Genomic DNA, 20,075 nt, shown 5'->3' on the forward strand with positions numbered 1-20,075 from the left:
ACTACCCCTCCTCGTCGACGGGCCCAGCGGAATCAGTGGTGTGGGGCGATGCCCCTCCGTCACGGCCAGTGGCGCGCGACGGGTGGGCGGGGTCGGAGGCCGACGTGTCCTGCGGCGCGTCGTGCGAACTGAGGTGTTCGGCCGGTGACGGCTCATGCGCGCCCGTCTCCTCCGGCGCCTCGTCGTGCGGCCCGCCGTCCCGCGGGTGCACCACGCGCGCGGCGGCGGTCTCCCCCTTGGCCAGCCGCAGCCCGACCAGGGAGGCCGGGCCCGCGCTGCCGGTCGCCTCGACGGCCCCGTCCCGCTCGTCGGGGAAGCCGGCCAGCATCCGCGCGGTCTCCTTGAAGGTGCACACGGGGGCACCGCGGGTGGGGTCGACCTGCCGGCCCGCCCGCAGGTCGTCGACCAGGCGCTTGGCGCTCTCGGGGGTCTGGTTGTCGAAGAACTCCCAGTTGACCATCACCACCGGCGCGAAGTCGCAGGCCGCGTTGCACTCGATGTGCTCCAGGGTCACCTTGCCGTCGGCGGTCGTCCCGCCGTTGCCGACGTCCAGGTGCTCCTGCAGGGCGGAGAAGATCGCGTCGCCGCCCATCACCGCGCACAGGGTGTTGGTGCAGACGCCGACCTGGTAGTCACCGGAGGGACCCCGCCGGTACATGGTGTAGAAGGTCGCGACCGCGGAGACCTCGGCCGTGGTCAGGCCGAGCATGTCCGCGCAGAAGCGCATCCCGGTGCGGGTGACGTGTCCCTCCTCCGACTGCACGAGATGCAGCAACGGCAGGAGGGCGGAGCGCGAGTCCGGATAGCGGTCGATGATCACGCGCGCGTCCTGTTCCAGGCGCGCTCGGACGTCGTCCGGATATGCGGGCGCGGGCAGCTCGGGCATGCCCAGACTGACGCCGCGCTCCGAAGAACTGGTGGTCACCGGTCGACGCCTCCCATCACGGGGTCGATGGACGCGACGGCGACGATCACGTCGGCGACCTGGCCGCCCTCGCACATCGCCGCCATGGCCTGCAGGTTGGTGAAGGACGGGTCGCGGAAGTGGACCCGGTAGGGGCGGGTGCCGCCGTCGGACACGACGTGCACGCCGAGTTCGCCCTTGGGCGACTCGACCGCCGCGTACGCCTGTCCCGGCGGGACGCGGAAGCCCTCGGTCACCAGCTTGAAGTGGTGGATCAGGGCCTCCATGGAGGTGCCCATGATCTTCTTGATGTGATCGAGGGAGTTGCCGAGCCCGTCCGGTCCCAGGGCGAGCTGGGCGGGCCAGGCGATCTTCTTGTCGGCGACCATGACCGGGCCGGGCGCCAGCCGGTCCAGGCACTGCTCGATGATCCCGAGCGACTGTCGCATCTCCTCCAGGCGGACGAGGAAGCGGCCGTAGGCGTCACAGGTGTCGGCGGTCGGGACCTCGAAGTCGTAGGTCTCGTAGCCGCAGTAGGGCTGCGCCTTGCGCAGGTCGTGCGGCAGGCCGGCGGAGCGCAGGATCGGGCCGGTGGCGCCGAGGGCCATGCAGCCGGCCAGGTCCAGGTAGCCGACGTCCTGCATCCGGGCCTTGAAGATGGGGTTCCCGGTGGCGAGCTTGTCGTACTCCGGGAGGTTCTTCTTCATCTTCTTCACGAACTCGCGGATCTGGTCCACGGCGCCCGGCGGCAGGTCCTGGGCGAGTCCGCCGGGGCGGACGTAGGCGTGGTTCATCCGCAGGCCGGTGATCAGCTCGAAGATGTCGAGGATCATCTCCCGGTCGCGGAAGCCGTAGATCATGATGGTGGTCGCGCCGAGTTCCATGCCTCCGGTGGCGATGCACACCAGGTGGGAGGACAGCCGGTTCAGCTCCATCAGGAGCACGCGCAGGATCGTGGCGCGGTCCGGGATCTGGCCCTCGATGCCGAGCAGCTTCTCGACCGCGAGGCAGTACGCCGTCTCGTTGAAGAACGGCGTCAGATAGTCCATGCGCGTCACGAACGTGGTGCCCTGGGTCCACGTGCGGTACTCGAGGTTCTTCTCGATACCGGTGTGGAGATAGCCGATGCCGCAGCGGGCCTCGGTGACGGTCTCGCCGTCGATCTCCAGGATGAGCCTCAGCACCCCGTGCGTGGACGGGTGCTGGGGACCCATGTTGACGATGAGGCGTTCGTCGTCGGCGCGGGTGGCGGACTGGACGACCTCGTCCCAGTCGCCGCCGGTGACCGTGTAGACGGTGCCCTCGGTCGTCTCGCGCGAGGAGGCGGAGGACGGAGTCTGCGTGCTCATGAGTACGACCTCCGCTGGTCCGGAGCCGGGATCTGGGCGCCCTTGTACTCGACGGGGATGCCGCCGAGGGGATAGTCCTTGCGCTGCGGGAAGCCCTGCCAGTCGTCGGGCATCATGATCCGCGTCAGCGCCGGGTGGCCGTCGAAGATCAGACCGAAGAAGTCGTACGTCTCGCGCTCGTGCCAGTCGTTCGTGGGATAGACGGGGACGAGCGACGGGATGTGCGGGTCGGCGTCGGGGGCGCTGACCTCCAGGCGGAGCAGCCGGTTGTGGGTGATCGACCGCAGGTGGTAGACGGCGTGCAGTTCACGGCCCTTGTCGCCGGGGTAGTGCACCCCGCTGACGCCGGTGCACAGTTCGAAGCGGAGCGCCGGGTCGTCGCGGAGGGTCTGGGCGACGGCGACGAGGTACTCGCGTTCGATGTGGAAGGTCAGCTCGCCGCGGTCGACGACGGTCTTCTCGATGGCGTTCTCGGGGACGAGTCCCTGTTCCTCCAGGGCGCCCTCCAGTTCGTCGGCCACCTCGTCGAACCAGCCGCCGTAGGGGCGGGTGGCGGCGCCGGGGAGGCGGACGGGACGGACCAGGCCGCCGTAGCCAGAGGTGTCGCCGCCGTTGTTGGCGCCGAACATGCCGCGCTGGACGCGGATCTCCTCGCCGTGGTCGCCGCGCATGCCCGGGAGGTTGGCGGTGCCGAGATCCTTCTCGGGGTTGACGCCGTTGCCGTTCGCGCCGTTGCGGTGCGTGTCCGCGCCGTTGCTCTTCGCGTCGCTCATCGCAGCAGCCCCTTCATCTCGATCGTCGGGAGGGCCTTGAGGGCCGCTTCCTCCGCCTCACGGGCCGCCTCCTCGGCGTTGACGCCGAGCTTCGAGGTCTGGATCTTGTGGTGGAGCTTGAGGATCGCGTCCATCAGCATCTCCGGCCGCGGCGGACAGCCCGGCAGATAGATGTCGACGGGGACGATGTGGTCGACGCCCTGCACGATCGCGTAGTTGTTGAACATGCCGCCCGAGGAGGCGCAGACCCCCATGGAGATCACCCACTTGGGGTTCGGCATCTGGTCGTAGACCTGCCGCAGGACCGGCGCCATCTTCTGGCTGACCCGGCCGGCGACGATCATCAGGTCCGCCTGCCGGGGCGAGCCCCGGAATACCTCCATGCCGAAGCGCGCCAGGTCGTAGCGGCCGGCGCCGGTGGTCATCATCTCGATGGCACAGCAGGCCAGGCCGAACGTGGCGGGAAAGACCGACGCCTTGCGCACCCAGCCCGCGGCCTGCTCGACGGTCGTCAGCAGGAAACCGCTCGGCAGCTTTTCTTCGAGTCCCATGACTAAAGGCCCCTCAGTCCCATTCCAGGCCGCCGCGCCGCCATACGTACGCGTACGCGACGAAGACGGTGAGCACGAAGAGCAGCATCTCCACGAGCCCGAAGATCCCCAGGGCGTCGAAGGTGACGGCCCAGGGGTAGAGGAAGACGATCTCGATGTCGAAGACGATGAAGAGCATCGCCGTCAGGTAGTACTTGATGGGGAAGCGCCCGCCGCCGGCCGGCGTGGGGGTCGGCTCGATGCCGCACTCGTAGGCCTCGAGCTTGGCGCGGTTGTACCGCTTCGGCCCGATCAGCGTGGCCATGACCACGGAGAAGATCGCAAAGCCTGCCCCGAGGGCTCCCAGTACGAGGATGGGCGCATACGCGTTCACCGCTCCTCGCTCCTCTCAGTCGGCATTGACTGCATGGGGTCCCCCCTGGTCGAGCGGAGCCGAGACCTTGGGGGAGGTTGCGCTGGACTCACACCGGCCTCACAGGGCCCACGAGCCCCGCCCGCCCCGGCGAAGATCGCGGACATGTGAAGCAGGTCACAAGCCCAACTGCCCCGCATCTTATGCCCGGCGGTATGTGATCTGCGACACGGGGGTCACCACGTACTTTGTGATCTCCACCACCTGGCGAAGGATCATGAAGTCGGATGAGCGGTGACCTTCATACGCGAAGCAGTCGAGTGATCACCAAGAGGTGACATTTTCGCCTGCCTTCGCTGGTCGACGGCGTCTTGCACTATCAAGGATCACCCCTGCGAGGCAAATTCGCGCCGGACCGGATCGCTTGATAAGGGAGCGCGTTCACACCCGGGAGTGAGGGGCGGGGAGGAATGTGGACACGTGCACACGTTCACAAGCGGGGGCAGATGTGATCAAGCGTGAAGGTCTGCGCGTTCACAGGGAACGAGAGGTGTCCTTCGTGCGCGAGACGCCGCCCCACCGGTGACCGTTCCGTGACCTGCGCCACATCTGTGTGAGATCGAAATAAGCGGGCTTGGCCATGTGCCGTGACCGGTGATAAGCGCAGCGCAATCCGGACGTAACGAAGAAAACCCGTGATCACAGGCTTGATCACTGGTGTCCGCAATGCCCGTTACGGCGTCAATAAGGAGTGGCGCGCCCGGGGTTTTGGGGATCGATTGAACAACTGTGGCGCACCACACGTTTCTTGAAGGTATGGAGGAGCCCCTGATACCCGTTGTACTCATGTCCCACACCGCTCACATACGCAGCCACCGGAAGCCCCGCAACCGCAGCGCGTCGACGATCGCGATGCGGGCCGGAGTTGCGGGTGGCGTCCTCGGCACGCTGGCCGTTGCCGGCGCGTCGGCCTCGGCGAACGCCGCCGAGCCCGTGACGCAGACCCTTGAACTGCCCACCCTGACCGCCGACATGGCCACGCAGGTCGCGCAGTCCGCGGAAGCCACCCAGCAGGCCGCCGCCGACTACCAGCTTCAGGCCGAGCGCGACGCAGCCGCCGCAAATGCCGCAAAGCAGGCCAAGGCAGACCTGGCGGAGGCCAAGAAGAAGGAAGCGGAGGCTCAGCGGAAGGCCGAGGCCGAGCGCAAGACGGCAGCCGCCGCCTCGCGCAGCGCCGAGCGGACCGTCCTGGCCGCCGCGTCCGGCGCGACCTCGACCAGCACGTCCACGGCCACCGGGTCCGCCGCCGCGGTCGTCGCCTTCGTCAAGGCGCAGATCGGCGACTCGTACGTCATGGGCAGCACCGGCCCGAACTCGTGGGACTGCTCGGGCCTCGTGCAGACCGCGTTCAAGCAGATCGGCGTCAGCCTGCCGCGCGTGTCGCAGGACCAGTCGACCGCCGGCACCCAGGTCTCGCTGAGCAACCTGCAGCCGGGCGACATCCTCTACTGGGGCGGCGCGGGCAGCGCGTACCACGTGGCGGTGTACGTCGGCGACGGCATGTTCGTCGGCGCGCAGAACCCCTCCAGCGGTGTCGTGGAGAAGCCGCTGTCGTACGACCCGCCGACCGGCGCGGTCAGGATGCTCTGACCCGCACCACGACCCGTACGGGCGTCATGACGCGTACGCGCGTCACCGGCGCCACGGACTGAGGGCCGCCGCTGCCACCGGGCACGGCGGCCCTTGCGGTTGCCCTGACGCTCCCACCGAGGGACGCACGGGGTATCTCGCCGAGGGCTGCCCCGGCGCGCCCACAGCGCCCGCGAGCGCCGCCCGTTGGTCCGGGCGGAATTCACCCAAAGGGAACACCCGCGTGCCGACGGCGACGGGACGGGCCCCGGCGGGGCGGAGTGTGGGGCGGGTGGCTCCCGCCCTCCGGACCACGCGCCGACCCCCCGAAGCCCTGCGGCTCGGCGGGCTGCCGTGGCTGCTGTGCGCGGCGGTTGGCCGGCGATACGGACTCCGGTGGACGGTGCGCTTCGCCCGCGCCTGCGGTGTTCGCACGGCGCGCGGCCAAGGCGGCCGAGCTGGGCGCCCCGTAGGAGCACGCCCATCCTCAGGGCCCGGGGCCGGGAACGCGCCGACTGCTCGCGCCCTCACGCCCCGCCGGGGGCGCTCACCGCCCCCGGGCCGTCCGGCACCCCCGGGAACGCTCACGCCCGTGCACAAGCCCCCCATGCCCCCACGAGCGCCGCCCCCACGAGCATCGGGCCACGAGCGCCGAACCCACGCCCCGCCGGACCCACGCCCCACCGAACCCCGCGAAGGGTTACGCCTTCGGGGCCACCTTGGACAGGCCGTTGATGATGCGATCCATGGCGTCGCCGCCCGTCGGGTCTGTCAGGTTGGCCAGGAGCTTCAGCGTGAACTTCATCAGCACCGGGTGCGTCAGGCCCCGCTGGGCCGCGATCTTCATCACCTTCGGGTTGCCGATCAGCTTCACGAAGGCGCGGCCCAGCGTGTAGTAGCCGCCGTAGGTGTCCTTGAGGATCTTCGGGTAGTTGTGCAGGGCCAGTTCGCGCTGGGCGGGGGTCGCGCGGGCCACGGCCTGGACGATGACGTCCGCGGCGATCTGGCCCGACTCCATGGCGTACGCGATGCCCTCGCCGTTGAACGGGTTCACCAGTCCGCCCGCGTCACCGACGAGCAGCAGGCCCTTGGTGTAGTGCGGCTGGCGGTTGAAGGCCATGGGCAGGGCGGCGCCGCGGATCGGGCCGGTCATGTTCTCGGGGGTGTAGCCCCAGTCCTCGGGCATCGAGGCGCACCACGCCTTGAGGACCTCGCGCCAGTCCAGCTCCTTGAAGGAGTCGGAGGTGTTCAGGACGCCCAGGCCGACGTTGCTCGTGCCGTCGCCCATGCCGAAGATCCAGCCGTAGCCCGGGAGCAGCCGCTCCTGGCTGCCGCGCCGGTCCCAGAGTTCCAGCCAGGACTCCAGGTAGTCGTCGTCGTGACGCGGGGAGGTGAAGTACGTGCGCACCGCAACGCCCATCGGCCGGTCCTCGCGGCGGTGCAGTCCCATCGCCAGGGAGAGCCGGGTGGAGTTGCCGTCCGCGGCGACGACGAGCGGCGCGTGGAAGGTGACCTCGCGCTTCTCCTCGCCCAGTTTGGCGGTGACACCGGTGATCCGGCCGGTGCGGTCGTCGACGATCGGCCCGCTGACGTTGCAGCGCTCGTACAGACGCGCGCCCGCCTTCTGGGCCTGCCGGGCCAGCTGCTCGTCGAAGTCGTCGCGCTTGCGGACGAGTCCGTAGTTCGGGAAGGAGGCGAGATCCGGCCAGTCGAGCTGGAGGCGGACACCGCCGCCGATGATCCTCAGGCCCTTGTTGCGGAGCCAGCCGGCCTCCTCGGAGATGTCGAGGCCCATCGCCACGAGCTGCTTGACGGCACGCGGGGTGAGGCCGTCGCCGCAGACCTTCTCCCTCGGGAACTCGGTCTTCTCCAGCAGGAGGACATCGAGCCCGGCCCTGGCCAGGTGGTACGCGGTCGTGGAGCCGGCTGGCCCCGCGCCAACGACGATCACATCGGCGGTGTTGTCGGAGAGGGGCTCGGTCACGGCGGGATCTCCCCAGGGTTCGAAAACTGCGTGCTGACGGGCACTGGACATGGGCAGTCTATTCAGCAGAATTGATCACCCGGCTGAAGGGCTGCCCCCGTGAACCGAGCTCTGCCCGTAGTACGGTTGCGCGTTCCCACCGACGAGGACGCCGTGGCCTGGCACAGGGTGTTCGACCACCCGGACGTGATGGAGTTCCACGGCGGCCGATCCGCCGGACTGTCCGTCTACGAGGAACTCACCGCCCGGCAGCGGCGGCACGACGCCGAGCGCGGCTTCTGCCTGTGGACCGTGCTCGACGCATCCGGTCGGGTCCTCGGTTTCACCGGCGCCCAGCCGTGGCCGCAGGAGTGGGGGCCGCAGGGCGAGATCGAGATCGGCTGGCGGCTCGGGCGGGAGCACTGGGGCAAAGGGTATGTCACGGCGGCCGCGCGGATGACCCTGGAGCGGGTCCGTGCCGCGGGCGTGGACGACGTGGTGGCCATGGTCAACGCCCGGAACGCCAGGTCGATCGCGGTCACCCGGCGGCTCGGCATGAACCTCGCCGAGGTCCTCACGACGCCGGTGTCGAAGCAGGAAGCACACTGCTACCGCCTCGCGTTGTGACGTAGCGTAGCCAACTGCTACAGAAAGAAACGCAGCGCTTCCGGGTGGCACCCTCGTCCGGTTACCCTTCCAGTATCGCTGGGGGTGACATCTGTGCCTATAACACCCAAAACACCCGAAGTTCGTGTGCCGCGCCTGGTCGGGCTGATGGCGATGGACGCACGCGAGACCGCCGCGCAGCGGGGTGTGGCCCTCGCCGCACCCGACCGGCCGGACTTCCACCGCACCGTCGTCGACTACGTCGTACGCCAATATCCCCTGCCCGGCGCCGAGGTGCCGCGCGGTGCCGTGGTCACCGTGTGGTTCGACCTCGGTGAGGGCGAGGGCGGCGGAGGCGCCGGGGTCCGCGAACCACGGCTGCCCATCCCGCCGCCGGGCGGACTGCGCCGCGAACTCGACGAACCGGGAGACACCTTCGAACTGCTCAGGTGAGCCGCCCGGCCCCGGCCGGCCTTCAGGCGCCGGCGGCTTCCGTCAGTCGTTCTTGAAGCCGCGGTGCAGCGCGACGATGCCGCCGGTCAGATTGCGCCACGCCACATTCGACCAGCCCGCCTTGCGCAGTCGCCCGGCCAGGGCCGGCTGGTCGGGCCAGGAGCGGATGGACTCGGCGAGGTAGACGTACGCCTCCGGGTTGGACGACACCGCGCGGGCCACCGGCGGCAACGCCCGCATCAGGTACTCGGTGTAGACCGTGCGGAAGGGCGCCCACGTGGGATGCGAGAACTCGCAGATCACCACGCGCCCGCCCGGCTTGGTCACCCGGTACAGCTCGCGCAGCGCCGCGTCGGTGTCCTGCACATTGCGCAGCCCGAAGGAGATCGTCACGGCGTCGAAGGCATCGTCCCGGAACGGCAGCCGGGTGGCGTCGCCCGCCGTGAACGGCATCCAGGGGTGTCGCTTCTTGCCGACCTGGAGCATCCCGAGCGAGAAGTCGCAGGGCACCACATAGGCCCCCGCGCGCGTGAAGGGCAGCGACGAGGTCGCCGTGCCCGCCGCCAGGTCCAGGACCTTCTGCGCGGGACGCGCGTCGACCGCCTTCGCGACCTCCTTGCGCCACACCCGGTCCTGGCCGAGCGACAGCAGGTCGTTCGTCAGGTCGTACCGTTCCGCCACGTCGTCGAACATCGAGGCGACTTCGTGCGGCTGCTTGTCCAGGGATGCGCGGGTCACGTTCCCATTGTGGCAGTACGGGGTACGGCATCACGGCAGCAGCCTCGGCTTCTTCCGGGCGGCCACGTCCTCGACCCATCCCAGGAGGGGAAGCGCGACCCAGATCAGCACCCAGCCGACGCCGTACAGGAACCACTGGCTGTCCAGCGGCAGCCACTTCTCGAACGCGGGCACGTCCCAGAACCGGTCGATCAGCGGCACGGCGAGGACGAGCGCGATCTCGTGCCAGAGATAGATCGTCACCGCGCGCGCGTTGAAGATCGTCACCACCCGGTCGGTCCGCCGGAGACGGGCCAGCCACGCCAGGTCGATACGGAAGTAGGCCTTGGCGTACATGAGCAGCGTCACATAGCCGGCCGACCAGAACGCCTGGGCGAGCGGGATGTCGTCCAGGTCGTAACCGCCCGCCTCCTGCTGGTGGGTGAGGGCGTACCAGCCGCCGTACGCGATCGCCGCGAGGGAGAGCGCGACCACCGGGAGGGGCGCCAGCCGCCGCAGCACGCCCTCGCGGTGGGCGAAGCCGAGCAGCCAGCAGAAGAGGAAGGTGGCGAAGTCGTACAGCCCGCTGCCGAAGCGGTTGTCCGGGGGCGCCCACAGATACCGGAACACCACGATCGGGGCGAGCGAGGCGAGCAGGACCGGGACCGGGGCCGCCCGGAAGACCCGGAGCAACACCGGGGAGAGAAGGACGAACCAGAGGTATGTCCGCAGGTACCAGAGGATCTCCCAGGCCTGCTCGCCCCAGGCGTTGCCCGGTGGATCGCCGAGCGGGACGGTCCAGTAGACGATCTGCCAGCCGGGCATCCAACCGCGGGCCAGCATCGCGAGCACGACGAAGAAGCCCCAGAACCAGAAGGGGGGCAGGAGCCGCCGCAGCCGGCTCCTGATCACCTTCAGGGCCGGCCGCTCCAGGGACTTGGCCATCAGGGTGCCCGCGAGGGCGAACATGACGCCCATGGAGGGGAAGACCAGGCCGGCCCAGGCCCAGCCGAAGGTGTGGTAGGTCACGACCCGGACCAGGGCGACGGCCCGCAGGGCGTCGAAGTAGCGGTCCCGGCCGGCCGCCTTCGGCTCGGGCGGGGCGTCCGCTCGGGGCGGCTGGGCGGCGTCCGGGGACGCGCCGGGCACCGGGGCGGAAGCGCCTCCGGAAAGAGTCGATATGGGCTCTGCTGCCCCTTTTCGATGGGAACCCATTCAGCTCGCCCCCGCCGGTGTGCCCACTTCGCCCGTGCGCTTGAGCTTCTGCCAGCGCAGTCGGCCGCCGGTGAGGGCGGTGATGCAGGAGTGGATGAGGACGAGGTACATCATCTGCCGGTAGGCGAGTTGCTGCAGCGGCATCATCAGCAGATAGCGATACTGCTCCCGGTCGAGCCGGAACGCGTACGCCGCGCACAGCAGCTGGACGGCCAGCACCGCCAGCCAGGCCAGCAGCGCCGCCCGGAAGTCGACGAAGATCATCGAGTAGACGGTGAAGACGTCGATGAGCGGGGCGAAGACCGGCGTGATGATCTGGAAGACGACCACGAGCGGCATCCCCACTCGGCCGAAGCGGCCCGAGGGACCCTCGTCGGTCAGGGACGTGCGGTGCTTCCACAGCGCCTGCATCGTCCCGTACGACCACCGGTAGCGCTGTGACCACAGCTGGCCCAGTGAGCCGGGCGCCTCCGTCCAGGCCCTGGCGTGCTCCTCGTAGACGACCCGCCAGCCCGCGCGGTGCAGGGCGATCGTGATGTCGGTGTCCTCGGCGAGCGTGTCCTCGCTCATACCGCCCACGGCGAGCACCGCCTCACGGCGGAACGCGCCGATCGCACCCGGGATCGTCGGCATGCAGCGCAGCAGGTCGTACATCCGCCGGTCCAGGTTGAAGCCCATCACGTACTCGATGTGCTGCCAGGCCCCGATCAGCGTCCGGCGGTTGCCGACCTTGGCGTTGCCCGCGACCGCGCCGACCTCCGGATCGGCGAACGGCTGCACCAGCCGCTCCACGGTGTCCGGCTCGAAGACGGTGTCGCCGTCCATCATCACGACGATGTCGTGACGGGCGCTGCGGACGCCGTTGTTGAGCGCGGCCGGCTTGCCGGCGTTCTCCTGGCGCAGGACCCGTACGTTCGGCAGCCCGAGGCCCTCCGCGATGTCCGCGGTGCCGTCCGTCGAACCGTCGTCGACCACGATGATCTCGATGGGATGGGTGCTCCGGGCGAGAGAGTTGAGCGTGTTGGCGATGCACTCCTTCTCGTTGTACGCGGGCACGATCACGCTCACCGGCCGGGTGACCGGCGGCCCCCAGGAGAACCGGCGTCTGTTGCGCTGCCGGTGGTGGCGGCGGGCCAGGAACAGCATCATCCCGAACCGGCCCAGCACGGCGAAGCCGACGACCGTGAGTCCGCCCGCGAGCACCGGCACGGTCCACTCCGCTACGGCGACCGCCCAGACGAGGGCCTTGCCCTCGTAGAGGGTGGCGCCGGTGGCGGTGCGGTGCGCGGCCTGGAGCACCGTCATCCCGGACCGGGTCCGGCCGGCACCCTCCCCGCCCGGCCCGGCACCCTCCGCCACGGCACCCGCACCGGCAACCACTCCCGAACCGGCCCCGGCACCCGTCCCCGAGCCGGCGGAGGCCCCGGCGCCCGTGGCCGTCCGCCCGATCGCGCGGTCCTCGGCGAGGGCGCCGCTGATCGTGGTGAAGGTGTAGCCCTTCGCCTTCATCTTCTTGATGTACTGCGGCAGCGCCTTGACGGTCTGCGAACGTTCGCCGCCCGCGTCGTGGAAGAGGACCGAGGCACCCTTGCTCTTCTTCGGCGTGGCCCACTGGATGATCTTCGAGACGCCCGGCCTCTTCCAGTCGTCGCTGTCGGTGTCGACGAAGACGCTGGTGTAGCCCTGCTCCCCGAGCTTCTTGTAGACGGGCCAGCTGTAGTTGTCGATGGCGTCCGCCTCCGAGGAGTACGGCGCGCGGAACAACGTCGTCGTGATGCCGGCCGCACCCGCGAGGGCGAGCTGCGTCTGGTCCATCTCACGCTGGACGCGGGCGTCGCTCTGGTACGACAGGTCCACATGCGTGAAGGTGTGGATGCCCACCTCGTTGCCCTGCTCGACCATCGTCTTCACCACGCTCGGGTAGCGCGAGACCATCGAGCCGACCAGGAAGAACGTGCCCGGGACGTCGTTCTCCCGGAGGATCTTCAGAACCTGGGGCGTCCAGGTCGGGTTCGGGCCGTCGTCGAAGGTGAGCGCGATCGTCTTGGCGGGCACCGACCGGGACACGGCCTGTCCGCCCCGGAAGGTGAGGATGGAGCCGCCGTCGAGCACCTTGTCGGGGACGTCATCAGAGGCGGCGCCGGTACGCACGCGCTGGTCGCCGCCCACCTCCGCGCGCAGATAGCCGTCGAGCAGCATCACGCTGGTGAGGGCGAGCAGAAGCAGTCCGGCGAGGATGACCCGCGGTTTCTGGAGTGCGGCGGCCTTTCCGGCGGCCCGCTCGATCTTCGAGGGGGCGCGTCGGCGGCCGCGTGTAGAGGTCGTCGTCATGACTGTGGCCGCACTCCCGTCAGTTGGCGCCGGAGGACGCGACGGCGGCCGGGGCCGTGGGCGCGCCCGCGGGTGGAACACCGGTGGGACTGCCGGTGGGTTTGCCCGTGGGCCTGCCGGTCGGCGTGACGCCCTCGGGGCCGCCTCCCGGCCGGAAGCCGCCGCCGGGTGCGGACTGGCCGCCACGGCCGAAGGGCAGCAGCGCGGACGGGGTCAGCGAGGTGCCCCAGCCCATGAACGCCATGCCGAGCACGGCCGCGTACCCAAGGCAGACGATGCCGACGAGAAGGCCGATCCGGCGCAGCGCCTTGGCCCGGCGCCCGGAGTTGTCGACGAAGACGGGCCCCTCCGCGGACCCGCTGCCGCGCTTGCGGCGGCCACCGGGGACGCGGGCCGCGGCGGCGCTTTTATCTATGGCGGACTCGGATTGCATTCCTCGGATATTAGGGCTGCTTTATTTGGCCGAATCTCTGGCTTTCATGTGCGCCACCCGTGAGAAGCGCCGGAGACTGTCATTACGCTGAGAGTTTCCCGGAATCACTCGACGGCACAGATCAGGGCGCAGTGCCCGGAATGCCGGACGACTTGCCCCATCATGCCCCTTTCATGCCGCCACCCCCCAGTCTTCCCTGTGCACCCGCTGTCGAAATAAATCACAGCCCGATGTGATTCATTTCCGTTTCCGGAACGGATTTGTTTCCGTCCTGAGACAGACTCACGAGAGCGGGTGCATGCGCAATGAGGAGTTTCCTGAAGCCGGTGGCCGGGCTCAGCTGCCTGCTCGCCCTGGCCGTCGCCGGCTGCTCCTCCGCCACGAAGAGCTCCCCGCCCGAGCCGTCGTCGCCCCCCTCGGCCGGGTCGGCCCCGTCGGCACGATCGGCCCCGTCGGCCCGGTCGACCGCCTTCGAGCCCTACGTCAGCGCCACGGACGCCTCCGCCATGGACGCGGCCGGGTCCCCGTCGACGTACAACCTCGCCTTCGTGATCTCGGACGGCAGCAGCTGTACGCCGAAGTGGAACGGCACCGAGGCTGTCGGCGACTCGGCGGTGACGGCCCGGATCGCGGCGCTGAAGCAGCACGGCGCGACGGTACGGGTCTCCTTCGGCGGGGCGTCCGGGAAGGAGCTGGCGTCGGTCTGCGCCAGCGCGAGCGCGCTGGCGGCGGCGTACGCGAAGGCGCTGGACACGGCGGGCGCGACCCGGGCGGACTTCGACATCGAGGGCGACGAGCTGACAGACACGGCGTCGGTCGCGCTGCGCTCGAAGGCGATCGCGCTGCTGCAGAAGGAGCGTCCCGGGCTCGACGTCTCGTTCACCCTGCCCGTGATGCCCTCGGGCCTGGACGCCGACGGCAAGGCGCTGCTGGAGTCGGCCAACGACCACGGGGTGCGGGTGTCCGCCGTGAACGTCATGACGATGAACTACGGCGAGTCGTACTCCGGCGACATGGGCGACTACGCGATCACCTCCGCCGAGGCGGCCCACGACCAGCTCGCGGATATCTTCGGGCTGAGTTCCCAGGGCGCGTGGCAGGGCCTGGCGCTGACCTCGATGATCGGCGTCAACGACGTCTCGGGAGAGACGTTCACGCTCTCCGACGCGGCCCAGGTGCGGGCGTTCGCCGAGCGGAAGGACCTGGCGTGGCTGTCGATGTGGTCGACGTTCCGCGACCGGAGCTGCGTGGACGGCAGCTCCTCCAAGGGCGACGCGGCCACGAACTGCAGTGGCGTCCGGCAGACTTCGGGAGCCTTCGGACAGGCCTTCGCGGGGTGAACCGTCAGCGGCGCCGGTGCACGAGCCGCCCGGCGACGACCGTCGCCACACACGTCCCGGCCCCGCGCTCGGTGAGGGCGGCCTCGTCGGGGACGTCGAAGACGGCGAACGTCGCGTCCCAGCCGTCGGCGCCGTCCGGCGGAAGCGGCAGCAGTATCGCCTCCGCCAGGCTGCGCCCGGTCAGCGGGTCGAGGGACGGCGGGCTCTCGGGACGCTCGAAACGCTCCTCCTGCGTCAGCCCCGCTCGGTACACGGCGTCCACCACGGCGGGCCTCGTCAGGGTTCCGGCCACGGCGACCGTGCCGTGCGCCAGCATCCGCTGCACTCCGCGCCGCGCGCTCGCGCCCCAGCGGGTGTCGCTCATCACGATCCCCGCGAGGGCCTCGCCCATGAGCGGCTGGGTGCCCAGTTCGTCGGCCTCACGGGGATCCGGATGGTAGGCCTGCTCCAGCAGTTCGGGCCCGTACGGGTTCAGCAGACCCGGGGTCAGGAGCCCCGGCCAACGCCGGACCCGGGCGGTCGGGTGTGCCGCCGCCAGTTCCTCGTACGGGCCGACGGCCGCGCACGCCCGGCCGTCGAGGAGCACCGCGCCGTCGGGCAGGGCGGTCCGCCGGTCCCCGGTGACCAGGAGACCGGCGGTGTGGATCGTCAGCATGCGCGCGCTAGTTGGAGGCGAGCAGCTTCAGCTCGGGGTGGGCCGTGCCGCCCTCGATCGCCGTCGACGAGATGTGGGACGCGACCCGCTCGTCGACCGGGTCGTTCGCCGGGTCGTCGTGGACGACCAGGTGCTCGTACGTCGTCGAGCGCTGCGCCGGGACCCGGCCGGCCTTCCGGATCAGGTCGATGATCTCCTGGCGGTTGGAGCGGTGCTTGGCACCGGCCGAGGAGACGACGTTCTCCTCCAGCATGATCGAGCCGAGGTCGTCCGCGCCGTAGTGCAGCGACAACTGGCCGATCTCCTTGCCCGTGGTCAGCCACGAGCCCTGGATGTGCTGGACGTTGTCCAGGAAGAGGCGGGCGATCGCGATCATCCGCAGGTACTCGAAGAGGGTCGCCTGGGTGCGGCCCTTCAGATGGTTGTTCTCGGGCTGGTAGGTGTACGGGATGAAGGCCCGGAAACCGCCCGTGCGGTCCTGTACCTCACGGATCATCCGCAGGTGCTCGATGCGCTCGGCATTGGTCTCGCCGGTGCCCATGAGCATGGTGGACGTGGACTCCACGCCCAGGTTGTGCGCGGCCTCCATGATCTCCAGCCAGCGCTCGCCGCTCTCCTTCAGGGGCGCGATCGCCTTGCGGGGCCGCTCGGGCAGGAGTTCGGCGCCGGCCCCTGCGAAGGAGTCGAGCCCGGCGGTGTGGATGCGCGTGATGGCCTCTTCCACCGAGACGCCCGAGATCCGTGCCATGTGCTCGACCTCGGACGCCCCCAGGCTGTGGATGACCAGCTGCGGGAAGGCTTCCTTGATGGCGCGGAAGTGCTTCTCGTAGTACTCCACGCCGTAGTCCGGGTGGTGGCCGCCCTGGAACATGATCTGGGTGCCGCCCAGTTCGACGGTCTCCGCGCACCGGCGCAGGATGTCGTCGAGGTCGCGGGTCCAGCCCTTGGCGGTGTCCTTCGGGGCCGCGTAGAAGGCACAGAACTTGCACGCCGTCACGCAGACGTTCGTGTAGTTGATGTTGCGCTCGATGATGTACGTCGCGATGTGCTCGACACCGGCGTACTTGCGGCGGCGTACCGCGTCGGCGGCGGCGCCCAGCGCGTGCAGCGGAGCGTCCCGGTACAGGACGAGCGCTTCCTCGGGGGTGATCCGCCCACCGGCTGCGGCACGGTCGAGGACGGCTGTGACATCAATGGGCGTGAGGTCGGCCTTCTCGGTCACCGGGCGTCCCTTTCGTAAGGGTTGTGGACAGACCGGACCAGCCTACGCCAGGGGTTTCACCGGGCCGACGTCAGGCCGCACCCGCGCCGGTCAGCAGTCCCACCAGGGCGCCGGCGATGAGGAACGGCCCGAAGGGGATCGCGGTCCGCCGCCCGGCCCGGCGTGCCAGCACGAGCGCGAGTCCGTACAGCCCGCCGAGGAGGAATCCGGTGAAGGTGCCGAGGACCACGGCCGGCCAGCCGTACCAGCCGAGGACCGCGCCGAGCCCGAGGGCGAGTTTGACATCGCCGAAGCCCATGCCGTTCGGGTTGACGAGGAAGAGCACGTAGTACGCGCCGCCGAGGACGAGGGCGCCGAACAGTGCGGTGCGCCAGTGCCCCGTGTGCCCCGGCAGGGCCGCGGCGGCCGCGAGCAGGACCAGGGCGGCGGCCGCGAGCGGCAGGGTGAGCACGTCCGGCAGCCGCTGCACCCGGAAGTCCACGATCGTCAGCAGGACGCCGACGGGGGCGAGCAGCAGCCAGACGGCCAGCTCGGGGCGGGTGCCGGTGGCCAGGGCGAGGGCGGCGCACACCAGGGCGGTGGCCACGCTCACCGAGACGGTCCCGGGGCCGTACGCCCGCCCGTCGGCGCACCGGGCCCGGCCGAGCCACCCGTCGATCGGGTGCCCCTCGGGACACCGGTCCCGCCATGGCTGTTCGGGCTCGACGCAGAGCCGGTACGCGGCCCGGGGCACCAGCAGGCCGACGCCCGCACCCCACACCGCGGCCCCGACGGCCGCCCAGAGGTCCAGATCCACGGGCACAGGGTAAGCGCCGGATGCCGTTCCCGACTCGCCCCGGGGAAGGGCTACTTGACCTTCTGCAGGAGTGCTGTCGGGTTCCCGGCGTCCGCGTTGTCCGTCTCGTACTTGAGGTCCGAGCCGTCGGGCGTGAGCCGGACCTCATGGCTTCCGGTCGTGCACGTCGACGGGTTGGACTTCTCGGCGACGCTCGTGGCGACGAGCTGCCCGGCCGAGACACGCTTCAGGAACAGTACGTCGTCACAGACGCCGCCCAGCTGGTCGGTGGACCGGAAGGTGCCGATCCGCCCGCCGGCGGCAGCCTGGCCGATGGTCACCCGGAACCTGCCCGCGGGCAACGCGCCACCGAGCGCCAGGGCGTCGCCCTCCCAGGTGCCGAGGTAGAAGGCGGACACGGCGGCGTTCCCGTCCGCCGGGGTGGACGCGCTGCCCGTGGCCGACGGGGACTTGGGGGCCCCTCCGGCGGTGCTGCCCCCGCCGGAACCGCCGCCGTCGAACAGCCGGAAGGCGAAGTGCGAACCGACCGTCACCACGGCCAGCGCCCCGGCGACCGCCAGCGCGACCGTGCAGCTCATGCGCCGGCCGCGACCGCCCGGCGCGGGGGCGGAGGTCGCGGCGACGCTCACCGAGAGCCTTCCGGGGCCGCCGGTGGCGGTCACGGCGTCCTGAGGCTGCGCCTCGGGGCCCCGGGCGGGAGGGACGGTCATGGCGGGCGGAGGACCGAAGACCCCGGCGGGCACCGGGACTTCGGGCGCCGGAGCGGGACGGCTCGCAGAGGCCGCGCCCGTACCCGCGTCCGCAGGCGCCCCGGCCGAGTCGCTCACCGACGCGTTGCTGAACCGCACCGGCCCCGACGGCGGCGTCTGCGCCGGATGCGCCCCCGAGACCTCCAGGTTCAGCAGTTGTACGGCCTTACGGCTGACCTGTTCCACCAGCGGGCCCGGCAACCAGCCGCCGCCCACCAGGCGGGACGCGCCCTCCGGGGCGAGGCGCCGGACCACGTCCTCCGGTGCGGGGCGCGCCGCCGGGTCCTTGGCCAGGCAGGCGGCCACCAGGTCCCGCACCTCGCCGTCCAGGGCGCCGAGCTCCGGTTCCTCGTGGACGACCTTGTACAGCAGCGCCGCCGAGGAGTCGCCGGGGAACGGAGGCTGCCCGGTCGCCGCGTACGCCAGCACCGCACCCAGAGAGAAGACGTCCGCCGCGCCGGTGACGCCCTGGCCGAGGATCTGCTCGGGGGACATGTAGCCGGGCGAACCGACGGAGACACCCGTGGAGGTCAGCGACGCCGTGCCGTCCGTGGCCCGCGCGATGCCGAAGTCGATCAGGAGCGGTCCGTCGAGGGTGAGCAGGACGTTGGACGGCTTGACGTCCCGGTGCACCAGGCCCAGTCCGTGCACCGCCGCCAGCGCCTCCGCGAGGCCGGCGCCCAGTGCCCGTACCGAATGCGGGGGCAGCGGGCCGCCGTCCGTCACCGCGACGGCCAGGGACGGCCCCGCCGCGTACCCGGTCGCGACCCAGGGCACCGGCGCCTCGGCGTCCGCGTCCAGCACGGGCGCGGTCCAGGCGCCCCCGACCCGCCGCGCGGCCTCCACCTCGCGGCGGAAGCGGGCGCGGAACTCCTCGTCCAGCGCGAAGTGGGGATGCACGATCTTGACCGCGACCGTGCGTCCGCCCGCGCTGCGCCCCAGGTAGACCCGGCCCATCCCGCCGGAGCCGAGCCTGCCGAGCAGCCGGTAGGGCCCCACCGTGGCGGGTTCACCGGCTTCCAGTGGCTGCATGGCGCCACTCCTCCCCCGTACGACCTGCCAGCAGGGTAGTGCCGTCCCGGGGGGAGCCTGCTAGGAGTCCAGGAGCTCCACTTTCACGTCCGCGGGGAAGCCCGTGGTCGGCCCGACCCGCCGGGCGAACTCGGTGACCGCCGCCAGCTGCGGACCGCCGAAGCGGAAGTCGAGCGTCGTGAAGTACTTCTCCAGCACGGTCGCGTCGAAGGCCTCCCAGCGGGCCGCCTGCTCGGCGACCTTGGCGACCTCCTCCAGGGACACGTCGCGGGAGGCCAGGAACTCCTTGTGCACCCGTCGGGTGACCTCCGGCTCGCGCTCCAGATAGTCCCGGCGGGCGGCCCACACCGCGAAGACGAACGGCAGGCCCGTCCACTCCTTCCACAGCACGCCGAGGTCGTGCACGGCGAGGCCGTACCGAGGGCCCTCGTGGAGGTTGGCGCGCAGGGCGGCGTCGCCGATGAGGACCGCGGCCTGCGCCTCCTGCATCATCAGGCTGAGGTCGGGCGGGCATGTGTAGTAGTCCGGCGTCACCCCGTACCGCTCGGCGAGCAGCAACTGGGCGAGGCGCACGGAGGTCCGGGAGGTGGAGCCGAGGGCGACACGGGCGCCGTCGAGCTGCTCCAGCGGGACCTGGGAGACGATCACGCAGGACATCACGGGGCCGTCGCAGCCGACCGCGATGTCGGGCAGGGCCACCAGGTCGTCGGCGTTCTTGAGGAACTCGACCAGGGTGATCGGGCCGATGTCGAGATCGCCCCGCACCAGCTGCTCGCTGAGCTTCTCGGGGGTGTCCTTGGTCAGCTCCATGTCCAGGAGCGTTCCGGTTCTCGCGAGCCCCCAGTAAAGGGGCAGACAGTTCAGGAACTGGATGTGGCCGACGCGCGGCCTGGTGCGGGAATTGTCCACATCGCGACACTAGACCCCGTGCGGTACGGTGCTGGCTTCAGGGTCCAGAAGCCACCTCGCACCCCTTGCGGACCATTGGTGTCAACCCCTACGTCC

19 protein-coding genes are annotated in these 20,075 nt (G+C 70.5%); 4 read left to right on the top strand and 15 right to left on the bottom strand.

What is annotated here, in order from left to right:
* Position 1: 1 nt before the first annotated feature.
* From nuoE to AB0L95_RS15710, 5 genes are read right to left on the bottom strand one after another with little or no spacing between them, the layout of a single operon-like run.
* Positions 2-925, bottom strand: a complete 924-nt coding sequence (gene nuoE / locus AB0L95_RS15690) for an NADH-quinone oxidoreductase subunit NuoE (protein WP_365162079.1) — start codon at positions 923-925, stop codon at positions 2-4.
* Positions 922-2,253, bottom strand: a complete 1,332-nt coding sequence (locus tag AB0L95_RS15695) for an NADH-quinone oxidoreductase subunit D (protein WP_365162081.1) — start codon at positions 2,251-2,253, stop codon at positions 922-924. Before AB0L95_RS15695 ends, nuoE begins: the two co-directional genes overlap by 4 nt.
* Positions 2,250-3,026 carry an NADH-quinone oxidoreductase subunit C gene (locus AB0L95_RS15700; RefSeq protein ID WP_365162082.1) on the bottom strand — a complete coding sequence of 259 codons (777 nt, stop codon included), beginning with the start codon at positions 3,024-3,026 and terminating at the stop codon, positions 2,250-2,252. Before AB0L95_RS15700 ends, AB0L95_RS15695 begins: the two co-directional genes overlap by 4 nt.
* Positions 3,023-3,577 carry an NADH-quinone oxidoreductase subunit B family protein gene (locus tag AB0L95_RS15705; protein WP_023547484.1) on the bottom strand — a complete coding sequence of 185 codons (555 nt, stop codon included), beginning with the start codon at positions 3,575-3,577 and terminating at the stop codon, positions 3,023-3,025. Before AB0L95_RS15705 ends, AB0L95_RS15700 begins: the two co-directional genes overlap by 4 nt.
* 13 nt (positions 3,578-3,590) lie before the next feature.
* Positions 3,591-3,950 carry an NADH-quinone oxidoreductase subunit A gene (locus tag AB0L95_RS15710; RefSeq protein ID WP_003992243.1) on the bottom strand — a complete coding sequence of 120 codons (360 nt, stop codon included), beginning with the start codon at positions 3,948-3,950 and terminating at the stop codon, positions 3,591-3,593.
* An 825-nt stretch (positions 3,951-4,775) separates the two neighbouring features.
* Between AB0L95_RS15710 and AB0L95_RS15715 the strand changes: the two genes are divergently transcribed.
* The gene (locus tag AB0L95_RS15715) at positions 4,776-5,579 is read left to right on the top strand and encodes a C40 family peptidase (RefSeq protein ID WP_365162084.1); all 804 of its coding nucleotides are present in this window, start codon (positions 4,776-4,778) and stop codon (positions 5,577-5,579) included.
* 679 nt (positions 5,580-6,258) lie between these two features.
* Here AB0L95_RS15715 and AB0L95_RS15720 read toward each other — a convergent pair.
* Positions 6,259-7,593, bottom strand: coding sequence for a geranylgeranyl reductase family protein (locus AB0L95_RS15720; protein WP_365162086.1), 1,335 nt, complete (start codon positions 7,591-7,593; stop codon positions 6,259-6,261).
* A gap of 48 nt (positions 7,594-7,641) precedes the next feature.
* Here AB0L95_RS15720 and AB0L95_RS15725 point away from each other — a divergent pair, with 48 nt between their 5' ends.
* Positions 7,642-8,148: a GNAT family N-acetyltransferase gene (locus tag AB0L95_RS15725; protein WP_365162088.1), complete on the top strand. Its 507-nt coding sequence runs from the start codon at positions 7,642-7,644 to the stop codon at positions 8,146-8,148.
* Between the two features lie 93 nt (positions 8,149-8,241).
* Complete coding sequence (locus AB0L95_RS15730; RefSeq protein ID WP_365162090.1) at positions 8,242-8,580, top strand: PASTA domain-containing protein; 339 nt, start codon at positions 8,242-8,244, stop codon at positions 8,578-8,580.
* Between the two features lie 42 nt (positions 8,581-8,622).
* Here the strand turns inward: AB0L95_RS15730 and AB0L95_RS15735 are convergent, their stop codons facing one another.
* The 4 genes from AB0L95_RS15735 to AB0L95_RS15750 all read right to left on the bottom strand — a co-directional run bounded on the left by AB0L95_RS15735 (position 8,623) and on the right by AB0L95_RS15750 (position 13,276).
* The gene (locus tag AB0L95_RS15735; protein ID WP_365162092.1) at positions 8,623-9,318 is read right to left on the bottom strand and encodes a demethylmenaquinone methyltransferase; all 696 of its coding nucleotides are present in this window, start codon (positions 9,316-9,318) and stop codon (positions 8,623-8,625) included.
* Between the two features lie 30 nt (positions 9,319-9,348).
* Positions 9,349-10,446, bottom strand: a complete 1,098-nt coding sequence (locus AB0L95_RS15740) for an acyltransferase (protein WP_365162094.1) — start codon at positions 10,444-10,446, stop codon at positions 9,349-9,351.
* Positions 10,447-10,512: 66 nt separating this feature from the next.
* The gene (locus AB0L95_RS15745) at positions 10,513-12,843 is read right to left on the bottom strand and encodes a glycosyltransferase (protein WP_365162096.1); all 2,331 of its coding nucleotides are present in this window, start codon (positions 12,841-12,843) and stop codon (positions 10,513-10,515) included.
* Positions 12,844-12,862: 19 nt separating this feature from the next.
* Positions 12,863-13,276: a hypothetical protein gene (locus tag AB0L95_RS15750; RefSeq protein WP_365162098.1), complete on the bottom strand. Its 414-nt coding sequence runs from the start codon at positions 13,274-13,276 to the stop codon at positions 12,863-12,865.
* A gap of 305 nt (positions 13,277-13,581) precedes the next feature.
* On the opposite strand from AB0L95_RS15750, the gene AB0L95_RS15755 reads away from it, so the two are divergent.
* Positions 13,582-14,616: a chitinase gene (locus AB0L95_RS15755; protein WP_365162100.1), complete on the top strand. Its 1,035-nt coding sequence runs from the start codon at positions 13,582-13,584 to the stop codon at positions 14,614-14,616.
* A 4-nt stretch (positions 14,617-14,620) separates the two neighbouring features.
* Here the strand turns inward: AB0L95_RS15755 and AB0L95_RS15760 are convergent, their stop codons facing one another.
* The 5 genes from AB0L95_RS15760 to AB0L95_RS15780 form a co-directional block, all read right to left on the bottom strand.
* The gene (locus tag AB0L95_RS15760; protein WP_365162102.1) at positions 14,621-15,271 is read right to left on the bottom strand and encodes a hypothetical protein; all 651 of its coding nucleotides are present in this window, start codon (positions 15,269-15,271) and stop codon (positions 14,621-14,623) included.
* Between the two features lie 7 nt (positions 15,272-15,278).
* Positions 15,279-16,493: a cyclic dehypoxanthinyl futalosine synthase gene (gene mqnC / locus AB0L95_RS15765; RefSeq protein WP_365162104.1), complete on the bottom strand. Its 1,215-nt coding sequence runs from the start codon at positions 16,491-16,493 to the stop codon at positions 15,279-15,281.
* A 70-nt stretch (positions 16,494-16,563) separates the two neighbouring features.
* Positions 16,564-17,295: an A24 family peptidase gene (locus AB0L95_RS15770; RefSeq protein ID WP_365162106.1), complete on the bottom strand. Its 732-nt coding sequence runs from the start codon at positions 17,293-17,295 to the stop codon at positions 16,564-16,566.
* Between the two features lie 44 nt (positions 17,296-17,339).
* Complete coding sequence (locus AB0L95_RS15775) at positions 17,340-19,070, bottom strand: serine/threonine-protein kinase (protein WP_365162108.1); 1,731 nt, start codon at positions 19,068-19,070, stop codon at positions 17,340-17,342.
* 60 nt (positions 19,071-19,130) lie between these two features.
* Positions 19,131-19,979, bottom strand: coding sequence for a menaquinone biosynthesis protein (locus AB0L95_RS15780; RefSeq protein ID WP_365162110.1), 849 nt, complete (start codon positions 19,977-19,979; stop codon positions 19,131-19,133).
* Between the last annotated feature and the right edge of the window lie 96 nt (positions 19,980-20,075).

This window comes from Streptomyces sp. NPDC052036, assembly GCF_040680495.1.
In the GTDB taxonomy this organism is placed as follows: Bacteria; Actinomycetota; Actinomycetes; order Streptomycetales; family Streptomycetaceae; genus Streptomyces.

Excerpts from the sequence above, each read along its gene's own strand:
- AB0L95_RS15700 (WP_365162082.1), bottom strand. The coding sequence starts at position 3,026 with ATGAGCGACGCGAAGAGCAACGGCGCGGACACGCACCGCAACGGCGCG.
- AB0L95_RS15775 (WP_365162108.1), bottom strand. The coding sequence starts at position 19,070 with ATGCAGCCACTGGAAGCCGGTGAACCCGCCACGGTGGGGCCCTACCGG.
- AB0L95_RS15705 (WP_023547484.1), bottom strand. The coding sequence starts at position 3,577 with ATGGGACTCGAAGAAAAGCTGCCGAGCGGTTTCCTGCTGACGACCGTC.
- AB0L95_RS15745 (WP_365162096.1), bottom strand. The coding sequence starts at position 12,843 with ATGACGACGACCTCTACACGCGGCCGCCGACGCGCCCCCTCGAAGATC.
- AB0L95_RS15715 (WP_365162084.1), top strand. The coding sequence starts at position 4,776 with ATGTCCCACACCGCTCACATACGCAGCCACCGGAAGCCCCGCAACCGC.
- AB0L95_RS15755 (WP_365162100.1), top strand. The coding sequence starts at position 13,582 with ATGAGGAGTTTCCTGAAGCCGGTGGCCGGGCTCAGCTGCCTGCTCGCC.
- AB0L95_RS15695 (WP_365162081.1), bottom strand. The coding sequence starts at position 2,253 with ATGAGCACGCAGACTCCGTCCTCCGCCTCCTCGCGCGAGACGACCGAG.
- AB0L95_RS15720 (WP_365162086.1), bottom strand. The coding sequence starts at position 7,593 with ATGTCCAGTGCCCGTCAGCACGCAGTTTTCGAACCCTGGGGAGATCCC.
- AB0L95_RS15760 (WP_365162102.1), bottom strand. The coding sequence starts at position 15,271 with ATGCTGACGATCCACACCGCCGGTCTCCTGGTCACCGGGGACCGGCGG.
- AB0L95_RS15750 (WP_365162098.1), bottom strand. The coding sequence starts at position 13,276 with ATGCAATCCGAGTCCGCCATAGATAAAAGCGCCGCCGCGGCCCGCGTC.